The 13,051-nt window shown below is 68.6% G+C and carries 11 protein-coding genes; 7 read left to right on the top strand and 4 right to left on the bottom strand.

The genetic code is table 11. The annotated features are described in order from the left end of the window. Nucleotide 1 precedes the first annotated feature (1 nt). The 6 genes from pcnB (at nucleotide 2) to AC3WL8_RS01990 (ending at nucleotide 5,100) form a co-directional block, all read left to right on the top strand. Entirely contained in the window at nucleotides 2-1,543 is a 1,542-nt protein-coding gene (gene pcnB / locus AC3WL8_RS02015; RefSeq protein WP_013957910.1) for a polynucleotide adenylyltransferase PcnB, read from the top strand. Then, complete coding sequence (gene folK / locus AC3WL8_RS02010; RefSeq protein WP_492377802.1) at nucleotides 1,544-2,083, top strand: 2-amino-4-hydroxy-6-hydroxymethyldihydropteridine diphosphokinase; 540 nt, start codon at nucleotides 1,544-1,546, stop codon at nucleotides 2,081-2,083. A gap of 56 nt (nucleotides 2,084-2,139) precedes the next feature. Further along, nucleotides 2,140-2,781: a deoxynucleoside kinase gene (locus AC3WL8_RS02005; protein WP_013957912.1), complete on the top strand. Its 642-nt coding sequence runs from the start codon at nucleotides 2,140-2,142 to the stop codon at nucleotides 2,779-2,781. 99 nt (nucleotides 2,782-2,880) lie between these two features. Next, entirely contained in the window at nucleotides 2,881-3,702 is an 822-nt protein-coding gene (gene panB / locus AC3WL8_RS02000) for a 3-methyl-2-oxobutanoate hydroxymethyltransferase (RefSeq protein WP_114133772.1), read from the top strand. Nucleotides 3,703-3,706: 4 nt separating this feature from the next. Next, nucleotides 3,707-4,405 carry an ABC transporter permease gene (locus AC3WL8_RS01995; protein WP_013957914.1) on the top strand — a complete coding sequence of 233 codons (699 nt, stop codon included), beginning with the start codon at nucleotides 3,707-3,709 and terminating at the stop codon, nucleotides 4,403-4,405. Continuing rightward, a complete protein-coding gene (locus AC3WL8_RS01990) occupies nucleotides 4,402-5,100 on the top strand; it encodes an ATP-binding cassette domain-containing protein (RefSeq protein ID WP_013957915.1) in 699 nt (232 codons plus the stop codon). Before AC3WL8_RS01995 ends, AC3WL8_RS01990 begins: the two co-directional genes overlap by 4 nt. Nucleotides 5,101-5,103: 3 nt before the next feature. Here AC3WL8_RS01990 and pabB read toward each other — a convergent pair whose 3' ends face one another. The 4 genes from pabB to AC3WL8_RS01970 form a co-directional block, all read right to left on the bottom strand. Next, nucleotides 5,104-7,038: an aminodeoxychorismate synthase component I gene (pabB, locus tag AC3WL8_RS01985; protein ID WP_492377801.1), complete on the bottom strand. Its 1,935-nt coding sequence runs from the start codon at nucleotides 7,036-7,038 to the stop codon at nucleotides 5,104-5,106. 229 nt (nucleotides 7,039-7,267) lie between these two features. Further along, nucleotides 7,268-8,416 (bottom strand): molecular chaperone DnaJ, encoded by a 1,149-nt coding sequence (dnaJ, locus tag AC3WL8_RS01980; RefSeq protein WP_211980268.1) that lies wholly within the window; start codon nucleotides 8,414-8,416, stop codon nucleotides 7,268-7,270. Between the two features lie 171 nt (nucleotides 8,417-8,587). After that, entirely contained in the window at nucleotides 8,588-10,537 is a 1,950-nt protein-coding gene (gene dnaK, locus AC3WL8_RS01975) for a molecular chaperone DnaK (RefSeq protein ID WP_013957918.1), read from the bottom strand. A gap of 189 nt (nucleotides 10,538-10,726) precedes the next feature. Continuing rightward, complete coding sequence (locus tag AC3WL8_RS01970) at nucleotides 10,727-11,293, bottom strand: cob(I)yrinic acid a,c-diamide adenosyltransferase (RefSeq protein ID WP_492377800.1); 567 nt, start codon at nucleotides 11,291-11,293, stop codon at nucleotides 10,727-10,729. 327 nt (nucleotides 11,294-11,620) lie between these two features. Here AC3WL8_RS01970 and AC3WL8_RS01965 point away from each other — a divergent pair, with 327 nt between their 5' ends. After that, on the top strand, nucleotides 11,621-13,051 hold the full coding sequence (locus AC3WL8_RS01965; RefSeq protein ID WP_492377799.1) for an FAD-binding oxidoreductase: 1,431 nt from the start codon (nucleotides 11,621-11,623) through the stop codon (nucleotides 13,049-13,051).

Raw genomic sequence — 13,051 nt, 5'->3', positions numbered from 1 at the left:
CGTGATCAAGAAGCTAATTACCCGGCTGCTGGGCAAACCCGGCCCCAAGCTGCGCCGCACCGGCCATGCCCATACGCCGCGCATTGTCGGCGCCGACGAACACCAGATCGACCCCGCGCTGCTGTCGCGCAATGCCGTCAAGGTCACCTCCACGCTGCAGCAGGCCGGCTACCAGGCCTACATCGTGGGCGGCGCGGTGCGCGACCTGCTGCTCGGCATCAAGCCCAAGGATTTCGACGTCGCGACCAACGCCACGCCCGACCAGGTGCAGGCGCTGTTCCGGCGCTCGCGCATCATCGGGCGGCGCTTCCAGATCGTGCACGTGACCTTCTACGGTGGGCGCGAGCAGGAAATCATCGAGGTCTCGACCTTCCGCGCGCTGGTCGACGCCATCGCCAGCGAGACCCTGCCCGAAGGCCGCCGCCTGAAGCGCGCCGAGCTCGACAGCAAGACCCATGCGATCGATGCCTCGGGCCGGGTGCTGCGCGACAACGTGTGGGGTTCGCAGGCCGAAGACGCGGAACGCCGCGACTTCACCATCAATGCGATGTACTACGACCCGGCCGCGCAGACCGTGCATGACTACCATCACGGCATGGAAGACATCCGCGCGCGCACGCTGCGCATGATCGGCGACCCGGTCACGCGCTATCGCGAAGACCCGATCCGGATGCTGCGCGTTGTGCGCTTCGCCGCCAAGACCGGCTTCGACATCGACGAGGCCACGCGCCACCCGATCGCCGGCCTGGCCTCGCTGATCCACAACGTGCCCAGCGCGCGCCTGTTCGACGAGATGCTCAAGCTGCTGATGTCCGGCCACGCCTGGGCCTCGCTGCAGGAGCTGCGCAAGGCCGGGCTGCACCAGGGCCTGCTGCCGCTGCTGGACGTGGCGCTGGAGCAGCCCATGGGCCAGCGCTTCGTGCAGCTGGCGCTGGACAACACCGACCGCCGCGTGCAGGCCGGCAAGCCGGTCTCGCCGGGCTTCCTGTTCGCCGCGCTGCTGTGGCACCACGTGCTGCAGCGCTGGACCAGGCTGCGCGAGGAAGGCGAGCACGCCATCGCCGCGCTGAACACCGCCATGGACATGGTGCTGGAAAAGCAGACCGGCCAGCTGGCGATCCAGCGCCGCTTTGTCACCGACATGCGCGATATCTGGGGCATGCAGCCGCGCTTTGAAAAGCGCGTGGGCCGCATGCCGTTCCGGCTGCTGGAATCGCCGCGCTTCCGTGCCGGCTTCGACTTCCTGCACCTGCGCTGCCAGTCGGGCGAGCTGCCCGAGGAACTGGCCGCCTGGTGGCAGGACTTCCAGGACGCCGACCCGGGCGAGCGCGAGGACCTGATCGACGCGGTACGCGGCGCGCGCGGCCCGAGTGGTCAAGGCGGCCAGGGCAGTCAAGGTGGCCAGGGCGCCGAGGGCGAAGGCCCGGCACGCAAGAAGCGCCGCCGGCGCGGTCCGCGGAAATCGGATAAAGTGTCTTCCCGGAGCGACACGGACGCGGGCGAGGCAGCACATGCCGGCCCCGGCCAGCCGGAGGAAACCTAAATGACGCTTGCCTTCATCGGCATCGGGGCCAATCTTGGCGATGCCCGCCAGGCCATCAAGGACGCCATCGTGTGTCTGGCCCAGCAGGTCGGCATCACGGTGCTGGCGCGCTCATCGCTCTACCGCACCGCCCCGGTCGATGCCGGCGGCGACGACTACTACAACGCGGTGGTCAAGGTGCAGACCTCGTTCACCGCGGCGCAGCTCCTGCGCATCTGCCACCACATCGAAGACCAGTTCGGCCGCGAGCGGCCGTTCCGCAACGCGCCGCGCACGCTGGACCTGGACCTGCTGCTGTTCGGCGACGAGCAGCACGACCACGAGCACCTGACGGTGCCGCACCCGCGCCTGACCGAGCGCGCCTTCACGCTGGTGCCGCTGCTAGAGCTGGATGCCGCGCTGGCCATCCCCGGGCGCGGACGCGCCGCCGACTACCTGGCCGGCGTGGGCGCGCAGCGCATCGAGAAGGTGTCCACCTGCAAGTGCCTGCGCATGCAGGCCGCCGCCGGCGGGACCGGCGATGGCGGCTCCCCTGGCTGACCCCGCCCGGCGGCGCCCGCGGCGCTGCCATCCACCCCACTGAAGCCCGGAGCGCCATGCTCGATCACCTGCGCCGCATCGTCGTCGAAGGCCCCGTCGGATCCGGCAAGACCTCGCTGGCCCAGCGCCTGGCGCGCACGCTGCAGGCCCAGGAACTGCCCGACAGCGCGCGCCGCAGCCCCTTCCTCGAACCCTTCTACCGCGATCCCGCGCGCCATGCGCTGGCGCTGCAGCTGTGGTGCCTGACCCAGCGCGCGGTGCAGCTGCAGCAATGGCAGGCGGGGGTGCTGGCCGGCCAACGCATGGTCACCAATTTCCTGATGGCCAAGGATCGGCTGCACGCGGCGCTGACGCTGTCCGACGACGAACTGGCGCTCTACGACGCCATCGCCGCACGCCTTGACCTGCCGCCGCAGCGCGCCGACCTGGTGATCGTGCTGCAGGCCGCCCCGTCGCTCTTGCGCGAGCGCATCGTGCGCCGCGGCGAGCCTGGCGAGGCCGGCATCGACGAACACTATCTGCAGCGCCTGGCCGGCGCCTACGGCGAATTGTTCCACCGGTACGACGACGCCCCGGTGCTGGTCGTCGACACCGCCCACTTCAATCCGGTGGACAATGATGACGATTTCCGTACACTACTGTCGCGCATCGAAAACATGCGCGGCCGCAAGGCCTTTCTCAATCTCGCTGCGCCCTGACAGGCTCCGCCTGCCAGACCCAACACAATAACGACGGCTGTCGTTGCCGTGCGGGCGGCCCTCCCGGCACCGGCAAAGCCGTCCTATATGGGCACTGCCATGAGCTACCTCCTCGATCCCTCCCGCAAGACCATCACGATTCCCAAACTGCAGGCGATGCGTGACGCCGGCGAGAAAATCGCCATGCTGACTGCGTACGACTCCAGCTTCGCCGCGCTGCTCGACTACTGCGGCGTGGAAATGATCCTGGTCGGCGATTCGCTGGGCAATGTGATGCAGGGCCAGCAGACCACGCTGCCGGTCACGCTGGAACAGATGGCCTACCACACCGAATGCGCGGCGCGCGGCAACCAGACCGCGCTGCTGCTGACGGACCTGCCGTTCGGCACCTATCCCACGCCTGAGGCCGCGTTTGCCAGTGCGGTCACGCTGATGAAGGCCGGCGCGCAGATGGTCAAGCTCGAGGGCGGCGACTGGCTGGCGCCGATCGTCAAGTTCCTGGTCGAGCGCAGCATCCCGGTATGCGCGCATATCGGCCTGACGCCGCAGTCGGTGCACGCGCTGGGCGGCTTCAAGGTGCAGGGCAAGACCAACGCCGGCGCGGCCCAGCTCAAGCGCGACGCGCTGGCGCTGCAGGCCGCCGGCGCGCAGGTGGTGCTGATGGAGGCTGTGCCCGCGGCGCTGGCCGGCGAGATCACGCAATCGCTGACGGTACCCACCATCGGCATCGGCGCGGGCGCGGACTGCACCGGCCAGGTGCTGGTGCTACAGGACATGCTCAATATCTACCCGGGGCGCAAGGCCAAGTTCGTGCGCAACTTCATGGACGGCCAGACCTCGATCGAGGCAGCCGTGCGCGCCTACGTGGCCGCCGTCAAGGACGGCAGCTTCCCCGCCGCCGAGCACACCTTCTCCGCCTGACCCGGTGGAGATCGGCACCGCCACCGCCGACGCCTTCCGCCTGCTGGCCAGCGGCGACGCCGGCCTGTGGTTCATCGTCTGGACCTCGCTGATGGTGGCGGTGCTGGGGCTGGCGCTGGCCACGGTGCCGGCGATCGCCGCCGCCTGGCTGATCGCCACGCGGCAGTTCCCGGGCCGGCGCGCAGTGGTGGTGGTGGCGCAGGCCTTCCTGTCGTTTCCGACCGTGCTGGTCGGGCTGATCCTCTACCTGCTGCTGACGCGCCAGGGCCCGCTGGGCAGCCTGCACCTGCTGTTCACGCCGGCGGGCATGGTGCTGGGGCAGGCGGTGATCGGCTTCCCGGTGGTGCTGGCGTTTGCGCTGTCAACCCTGCAGGGCGCCGACGTGCGCCTGCGCGAGACCGCTTGGGTGCTGGGCGCAGGGCGCTGGCGCACCTTCCTGACCGTGATCCGCGAGCTGCGCTTCGGGTTGATGGCGGCGGTGGTCGCCGGCTTCGGGCGCGTGATTGCCGAGGTCGGCTCGGCGCTGATGATCGGCGGCAATATCGAAGGCTCCACCCGCACCATCACCACGGCCATTGCGCTGGAAACCAGCAAGGGCGAGTTCGCGGAGGGCATTGCGCTGGGCATCGTGCTGGTGGCGCTGGCGCTGCTGGTCAATATCGGCATGGCCTGGCTGCAGGGTGCCGGAGGCTTCCGCCGATGACTCCCTCAGTTGCCCATGACCACAGCCCGCTGCTGACCGTGCGCGGGCTGGCGCGCACCATCGGCCTGCGCAAGCTCTTTGCCATCGACAGGCTGGTGATCCCGCGCGCCACGGCGATCGTGCTGACCGGCATGAACGGCGCCGGCAAGACCACGCTGCTGCGCATGCTGGCCGGGCTGGAGCCGGCACCCGGCGCCAGCGCGCAGTGGACCGACGCCCGGGGCCAGGCACACGACGCCCCCCTCACTCCGCTGCCGCCGGCGCTGCGCCAGCGCATCGCCTACCTGCATCAGCACCCTTACCTGTTCCGCACCTCGGTGCGCGAAAATATTGCCTACGGCCTGCATGCACGCGGGATGCCGCGCGACGAGATCGCCCGCCGCGTTGGTGAGGCGCTGGGCTGGGCCGGCGTGTCGCACCTGCAGGACACCGCGCCCGAATACCTGTCCGGCGGAGAGATCCAGCGCGTGGCACTGGCGCGCGCCAAGGTGCTGGAGCCGGAGCTGCTGCTGCTGGATGAGCCCACCTCGAGCCTGGACGGCCATGCGCGCGAGCAGGTGATTGGGCTGGTCGGCGACCTGGCCGCCGAAGGCCGCACCGTGGTGATGATCTGCCACGACCGCGAGCTGATCAACCTGCCGGGCGTGGTGCGCTGGAAGCTGGGCGACGGCGTGCTGGACACGCACCACCCTTAGTCTTCAGGCTTTCTGACTCAGCGTCGCCGCCATCGCGCCGCGCAAGGCGTTGACCAGGACGATGGCCTCGGCGCGCGCGAGCATCGCGCGCGTGATCACGGCTTCCGTCACCGCTTCGCCGGGGGCGCCCAGCGTCGCCCCACCCTCGTCCAGCACCACCGCGCGCATCACGCCGGGCAGGATGTCGGCCGACAGCGGCGGCGTCAGCCAGCGGCCATCGATGCGGACGAAGACCGAGCTGCGCCCGCCTTCCAGCAGTTCACCGCGCGTGTTGAAGAACAGCCGGTCAAAGCCGCCGGCACGCTCGGCGGCCTGCCAGCCCGCATCGAACACTGCGCGCGCGCTGGTCTTATGGCGGCGCAGCGGGTCGGCGGCGGGTAGTGGCTCGGGGGCAATGTCGATCCTGACCGGACCGGCCGGCATCGGTGCCACCGCGCCGCTGGCAAATGCGAGCGCGCCGCACTTGTCCACGCTCATACGCAGGCGCCATGTCCCCGCGCCCAGCTGCGCTACCTGCGCGGCCACTGCGGTGCGTGCCGCATCGGCATCGAAAGCGAAGCCGAACGTATGCGCCGAAGCGCCAATGCGCGCAAGGTGCCGCGCCAGGTAAAGGCACTCGCCGTCCTGCACGCGCATGGTTTCGAACAGCGTCAAGCCGGGATCGTGCCGCGTCAGGAAACGCGCCTTCCAGCCGCATTCATCGAATTCCTCCGCCGCGACGCTGTCATGGACGATGCCGCCGCCCACGCCCATTTCACCCGCGAGCAGGCCGGTGTCCGCGAGAGGCGCCAGTACCAGCGTGCGGATTGCCACCGACAGCGCGAACGGTCCCGCGGTGCTTTCGTCAGTTGGCGCATCAATCCAGCCGATCGCGCCGGTGTACAGCCCGCGCGGCGCGCCTTCCAGCTCGGCGATGATCTCCATGGTGCGCCGCTTGGGCGCGCCAGTGATGGAGCCGCACGGGAACAGCGCCGCCATCAGCGCGCCAAAGCGCGTGCCGGACCGCGCCGTCGCGGTGACGGTAGAGGTCATCTGCAGCACCGCACCAAACGGCTGCACCGCAAAGCGCTCCGGCACCGCCACGCTGCCCGGCTGCGCGATGCGCCCCAGGTCGTTGCGCAGCAGGTCGACGATCATCACATTCTCGGCGCGGTTCTTGGCATCGGCGGCCAGCGCGGCGGCGGCCTGCGCATCGCGCACGGCATCGCCCGAGCGCGGCGCGGTGCCCTTCATCGGCCGGGTCAGCAGGTGGCCCTGGCCGTCGTGGCGCACGAACAGCTCGGGCGACAGCGACAGCACCGTGGCGCCATCCGGCAGGCTGGCCAGCACGCCATACGGCACCGGCTGCGCGGCGCGCAGCGCGGCGTACAGCGCCACCGGGTCGCCAAAGGCATCGAAGTGCAGGCGCTGGGTATAGTTGACCTGGTAGGTGTCGCCGGCTTCGATCCACTGGTGGATGCGGGCGATGGCGTCGTCGAAGGCCTCGCGGGAGGTATCGGAGGCCACCTCCATCAGGCCCGCTGGCTTGGGGTCGGCTTTCGATTGCAGCCACGCCGTGACCGCCGCGGCATCGAGCCGGCGCAGGTTGCGGAACCACAGCAGGCGCAGCGCGCCGTTGTGGAACGGCATCTCGTTACCGGTATGCACCGGGGCGTCGACCAGTGCGCCGCCGAATTCGTAGGGGGCAAACAGAGTGGCATGCCAGCCCTGGCGCCAGCCGTCGGCAAGCACGGTGTCGAGCTGCGCGATGTCGCTGCCGGCGGGCAGCACGTCTTCGCGAATGAGGCCGGTGTAGAGGCGTGATGCGGCTTGCGCCGCCGGGGCCGTGGCGTCGTCGAGAAGGACGAAGGCCTCTCCGCTTGCTGGCGGCGTGCTCCCCTCGCCCGCTTGCGGGAGAGGGGCCGGGGGAGAGGGCGGGGGCTGGATGCTTGCTACCACGGGAAATCGTCAGGAAAAACAGGATTGCCGGCGCCGCCGGCATGGAAGGCAGTGATGCATTATCGCGCGGCGCAAGCGTGGTGGGCGATGGGCGCGCCTGCCCTCTCCCCCAGCCCCTCTCCCGCAGGCGGGAGAGGGGAGCAAACCAGCGGTTCGCAGACGCGGAGCGCCGCGCCAAAAACAAAACCGGCCACGCTCGCACGTGGCCGGTCCGATACTGCAAACCCGGTCAGCTGAAGAAGCTCTTCACCTTGTCCAGCCAGGATTGCTCCTGCGGGCTGTGGCGCGAGCCGCCCTCATGCACCGAGCGGTCGAACTGGCGCAGCATATCCTTCTGCGCCTCGGTCAGCTTGACCGGCGTCTCCACATTCACATGCACATAGAGGTCGCCCGGATAGCCCGAGCGCACGCCCTTGATGCCCTTGCCGCGCAGGCGGAAGGTCTTGCCCGACTGGGTGGCTTCAGGCACCGGGAAGGTGGCCTTGCCGCTCAGCGTCGGCACTTCCAGGTCGCCGCCCAGCGCCGCGGTGGCGAAGGAGATCGGCATCTGGCAGTGCAGGTCGTCGCCGTCGCGCTCGAACATCGGGTGCGCCTTGATGTGGACTTCCACATACAGGTCGCCCGGGGGGCCGCCGTTGATGCCCGGCTCGCCGTTGCCCGATGAGCGGATGCGCATGCCTTCGTCGATGCCGGCCGGGATCTTCACTTCCAGCGTCTTCTGCGACTTCAGCTTGCCCTGGCCGTGGCACTTGGTGCAGGGCTTGGGGATGAACTTGCCGCTGCCGTGGCACTTCGGGCAGGTCTGCTGCATGGTGAAGAAGCCCTGCGACACGCGCACCTGGCCGGCGCCGTGGCAGGTCGGGCAGGTTTCCACGCTCGAGCCCGGCTCCGCGCCATTGCCGTGGCAGTGGTCGCAGTCGTCCCAGTGCGGCACGCGGATCTGCGCCTCGTGGCCGTGCGCGGCCTGCTCCAGCGAGATCTCCATGCTGTAGCGCAGGTCGGCGCCGCGATAGGCCTGCGGACCGCCGCCGCCACCGCGGCGGCCACCGGCCTGCTGGCCGAAGATGTCGCCGAAGATATCGCCGAAGGCCTCGGCGAAACCGCCGTAGCCCTGCGCGCCGCCAAAGCCGCCCGCCATGTTCGGATCCACACCGGCATGGCCGTACTGGTCGTAAGCTGCCTTCTTCTCCGGGTCGGAAAGCATCTCGTAGGCCTCTTTGACCTCCTTGAATTTTTCCTCGGCGATCTTGCCGTCCTTGCCCTCCGGATTGCGGTCCGGGTGGTACTTCATCGCGAGCTTGCGATAAGCCTTCTTGATCTCGTCGTCGCTCGCGTTCTTGCCTACCCCGAGCACTTCGTAATAGTCACGTTTTGCCATGGTGGCTCAAACCCTTTTGGCCGGCACGCGCATGCGGCGCGATACCGGCGAATAGCAAAAAAGCCGAGCGAGGCATCCGACGGCGGTTTCCCGCTGGGTCCGATGGCCGCGCCCGGCGTCGGGGCGGGAGCGGTGCCGGCCAGTGCCTGCACCGCCGCCCGCGTGTCCCGATTACTTCTTGTCGTTGACTTCCTTGAATTCGGCGTCCACAACGTTGTCGTCCTGCGGCTGCGCCTGCTGGCCACCGGCCGCGCCGGCACCGGCAGCACCGGGCGCGGCACCTTCGCCGGCCTTGGCCTGCATGTCCGCGTAGACCTTCTCGCCCAGCTTCTGGCTGACTTCGGACAGCGCGTTGACCTTGGCGTCGATCTCGGCCTTGTCGCCGCCGCGAGCGGCGTCTTCCAGTTCCTTGATCGCGGCTTCGATCTTTTCCTTCTCGCCGCCTTCCAGCTTGTCACCGTATTCGGTGAGCGCCTTCTTGGTCGAGTGGATCAGCGCGTCGGCCTGGTTGCGGGCGTCAGCCAGCTCACGGGCCTTCTTGTCTTCCTCGGCGTTGGCCTCGGCGTCCTTGACCATGCGCTGGATCTCGTCTTCCGACAGGCCCGAGTTCGCCTTGATGGTGATCCGGTTTTCCTTGCCGGTTGCCTTGTCCTTGGCGCCCACGTGCAGGATGCCGTTGGCGTCGATGTCGAACGACACTTCGATCTGCGGCGTGCCACGCGCTGCGGGCGGAATGCCTTCCAGGTTGAACTCGCCCAGCAGCTTGTTGCCGGAGGCCATTTCACGCTCGCCCTGGAACACCTTGATGGTCACCGCCGGCTGGTTGTCGTCGGCGGTCGAGAACACCTGCGCATGCTTGGTCGGGATGGTGGTGTTCTTGGTGATCATCTTGGTCATCACGCCACCCAGGGTTTCAATACCCAGCGACAGCGGCGTCACGTCCAGCAGCAGCACGTCGGTACGGTCGCCCGACAGCACCGAGCCCTGGATCGCGGCACCGACGGCCACGGCTTCATCCGGGTTCACGTCCTTGCGCGCTTCCTTGCCGAAGAACTCCTTGACCTGTTCCTGCACCTTGGGCATGCGGGTCATGCCGCCGACCAGGATCACGTCGTCGATGTCGCTGACCTTGACGCCCGCATCCTTGATAGCGATGCGGCACGGCTCGATGGTGCGCGTGATCAGCTCTTCCACCAGGGATTCGAGCTTGGCGCGGGTCATCTTCAGGTTCAGGTGCTTCGGACCCGAGGCATCGGCCGTGATGTACGGCAGGTTGATCTCGGTCTGCTGCGAGCTCGACAGTTCGATCTTGGCCTTTTCAGCGGCTTCCTTCAGGCGCTGCAGCGCGAGCACGTCCTTGGACAGGTCCACGCCCTGGTCCTTCTTGAACTCGCTGATGATGTAGTCGATGATGCGCTGGTCGAAGTCTTCGCCGCCCAGGAACGTATCGCCGTTGGTCGACAGCACCTCGAACTGCTTCTCGCCGTCCACGTCCGCGATCTCGATGATCGAGATGTCGAAGGTGCCGCCGCCGAGGTCATACACGGCAATCTTGCGGTCGCCCTTCTCGTTCTTGTCCATGCCGAACGCCAGCGCGGCCGCGGTCGGCTCGTTGATGATGCGCTTGACGTCCAGGCCGGCGATGCGGCCGGCGTCCTTGGTGGCCTGGCGCTGCGAGTCGTTGAAGTAGGCCGGCACGGTGATCACGGCTTCGGTCACCGGCTCGCCGAGGTAGTCCTCGGCCGTCTTCTTCATCTTGCGCAGCACTTCGGCGGACACCTGCGGCGGCGCCAGCTTCTGGTCGCGCACCGACACCCATGCGTCGCCGTTGTCGGCTTTGACGATGGAATACGGCATCAGGCCGATGTCCTTCTGGACTTCCTTCTCTTCGAACTTGCGGCCGATCAGGCGCTTGACCGCGTACAGCGTGTTGCGCGGATTGGTGACGGCCTGGCGCTTGGCCGGCGCGCCGACCAGGATTTCGCCGTCTTCCATGTAGGCGATGATCGACGGGGTGGTGCGGGCACCCTCCGAGTTTTCGATGACCTTGGGGGTGTTGCCTTCCAGGATCGCGACGCAGCTATTGGTGGTACCGAGGTCGATACCGATGATCTTACCCATTATTCTCTCCTCTTGAGCCAGCGCTATCCGCGCGGCTGCAATTCAACCTGAGGCCGAAATGTGGCCGTCCGGGGGCTTTTCAAGGGCATAACCGGCAAATCCGAGTAATTTTCTCGGTTTATGCACGCTTTCAACGGCATCCGCCGCCGCAGGTTAAGCCGGCGGCGCGGCGCGGTCGCCGAAAGTGGCTTATTCCATACCTTCTGGCGCGTCGCGGTCGCGCTGCCACAGCACGTCCGAACCGCCCCCGGCCCGGTTCAGCACCCGCGCCAGCACGAACATCAGGTCCGACAGCCGGTTCAGGTACTGGCGCGGGGCCTCGTTCAGCGGCTCGGCCGCGCCCAGCGCCACCAGCGCGCGTTCGGCACGGCGGCACACGGTGCGGCAGACATGGGCCTGCGCCGCGGCGCGGCTGCCGCCCGGCAGGATGAATTCGGCCAGCCGCGGCAGGTTGGCGTTGTAGTCGGCCAGCCAGGTGTCGAGCTGCGCCACTTGCTCAGGCTTGAGCAGGGTGTAGCCCGGGATGGACAGCTCGCCACCCAGGTCGAACAGGTCGTGCTGAATATGCAGCAGCGCGGCGCGCACGTCGTCCGGCAGGGCCTCGGTCAGCAGCACGCCGACGTGGCAGTTGAGTTCGTCGACGTCGCCGATGGCGGCGATGCGCAGGCTGTCCTTGCCGGTGCGGCTGCCGTCGCCCAGGCCGGTGGTGCCGGCGTCGCCGGTGCGGGTGGCAATCTTGGACAGGCGGTTGCCCATGCCGGTCTCCTCGTAAGCGTGTGGTAGTCGTGGTCCGCCCTGCAACGCGGGCGCCAGGGGGAAAGACGCATTATCGCGCCGGACCGCCTCGGCGGGCCAAGCTCTTGTGTCCCGGCGCTGGCTGTGCGGCTATCGGCCAGTACCAGCCGGCCGCCGACCGCCGCGGCGCCCCGCCAGGGTGCATGAGCCGCCGCGCGGCGTAGAATGCCGGTAGCCCTTATTCATCGTCCATTCGATCACCGGGTCGCGCCCCTGCCGGCCAGACCGGAGCTTGCTCCGGAGCGCCGCCGCCGGCACCAACGTCGCGCCGACCCGCCGGAGACCCGCATGAACCACCCCACGCCGCCCGCCACGCTCGCCCGCCGTCCGCTGCCGCCCGCCTTCAGCGACGCCCTGGCGGCTCGCTTTGGCGACCGCTTCACCACCTCCGCCGGCGTGTGCGAACACCACGGCCGCGACGAATCCCCGTTCCCGCCGGCCGTGCCCGACGCCGTGGTCTTCGCCCACAGCACCGAGGAAGTGGCCGAGGTGGCGCGCCTGTGCAACCAGCATGGCGTGCCGCTGATCCCGTACGGCGCCGGCTCATCGCTGGAAGGCCATCTGCTGGCCGTGGCAGGCGGCATCAGCCTGGACCTGTCGCAGATGAACCGCGTGCTGGCGGTGCAGCCCGAGGACCTGACCGTGACCGTGCAGCCCGGCGTCACGCGCAAGCAGCTGAATCAGGAAATCAAGGACACCGGCCTGTTCTTCCCGATCGACCCGGGCGCCGATGCCTCGCTGGGCGGCATGTGCGCCACGCGCGCCTCCGGGACCAACGCGGTGCGCTACGGCACCATGCGCGAGAACGTGCTGGCGCTGACGGTGGTGACCGCCGACGGCCGCGTGGTCCGCACCGGCACGCAGGCGCGCAAGTCGGCGGCGGGCTATGACCTGACCCGGCTCTTTATCGGCAGCGAAGGCACGCTCGGCATCATCACCGAGGTGACGGTGCGGCTCTACCCGCAGCCGGAAGCGATCTCCGCCGCGGTGTGCGCCTTCCCCAGCATGGGCAGCGCGGTGCAGGCCGTGATCCAGACCATCCAGCTGGGCGTGCCGGTGGCGCGCGTGGAGTTTGTCGATGCGCTGGCGATCCGCGCCATCAACCGCCACGACAACCTGACCCTGCCCGAGACCCCCCACCTGTTCTTCGAATTCCACGGCACCGAGGCCGGCGTGCGTGAGCAGGCCGAGACCGTGCAGCACATCACCGCCGAGCACGGCGGCCAGGGCTTCGAATGGGCCACGCGCCCGGAGGACCGCAGCCGGCTGTGGAACGCACGCCATACCGCGTACTTCGCCATGCTGCAGCTCAAGCCGGGCTGCAAGTCGGTGACTACCGACGTGTGCGTGCCGATCTCGCGCCTGGCCGACTGCGTTACCGAGACCGAGAAGGACCTGAACGCCTCGGCGCTGCCCTGCCCCATCGTCGGCCATGTCGGCGACGGCAACTTCCACGTGGCGATCCTGGTCGACCCCGGCAAGCCCGAAGAGATGGCCGAGGCCGAGGCCATCAACCAGCGCATCGTCGAACGCGCGCTGGCGATGGGCGGCACCTGCACCGGCGAGCACGGCGTCGGCCTGCACAAGCAGCGCTTCCTGGTGGAAGAACACGGCGAGGACGCGCTCGACCTGATGCGCGCGATCAAGGACGCGCTGGACCCCAACCACATCCTGAACCCGGGCAAGATCTTCAGCGCCACGCGCGCGGGCACGCAGTAA

Source organism: Cupriavidus sp. FW305-F7, assembly GCF_058782875.1.
Note: the sequence above shows the minus strand (reverse complement) of the source record. Positions and strands in the feature narration are given on the sequence as shown.

Coding starts and splice junctions, on each gene's coding strand:
- folK (WP_492377802.1), top strand. CDS start 1,544: ATGACGCTTGCCTTCATCGGCATCGGGGCCAATCTTGGCGATGCCCGC.
- AC3WL8_RS02005 (WP_013957912.1), top strand. CDS start 2,140: ATGCTCGATCACCTGCGCCGCATCGTCGTCGAAGGCCCCGTCGGATCC.
- panB (WP_114133772.1), top strand. CDS start 2,881: ATGAGCTACCTCCTCGATCCCTCCCGCAAGACCATCACGATTCCCAAA.
- AC3WL8_RS01990 (WP_013957915.1), top strand. CDS start 4,402: ATGACTCCCTCAGTTGCCCATGACCACAGCCCGCTGCTGACCGTGCGC.
- dnaJ (WP_211980268.1), bottom strand. CDS start 8,416: ATGGCAAAACGTGACTATTACGAAGTGCTCGGGGTAGGCAAGAACGCG.
- dnaK (WP_013957918.1), bottom strand. CDS start 10,537: ATGGGTAAGATCATCGGTATCGACCTCGGTACCACCAATAGCTGCGTC.
- AC3WL8_RS01970 (WP_492377800.1), bottom strand. CDS start 11,293: ATGGGCAACCGCCTGTCCAAGATTGCCACCCGCACCGGCGACGCCGGC.
- AC3WL8_RS01965 (WP_492377799.1), top strand. CDS start 11,621: ATGAACCACCCCACGCCGCCCGCCACGCTCGCCCGCCGTCCGCTGCCG.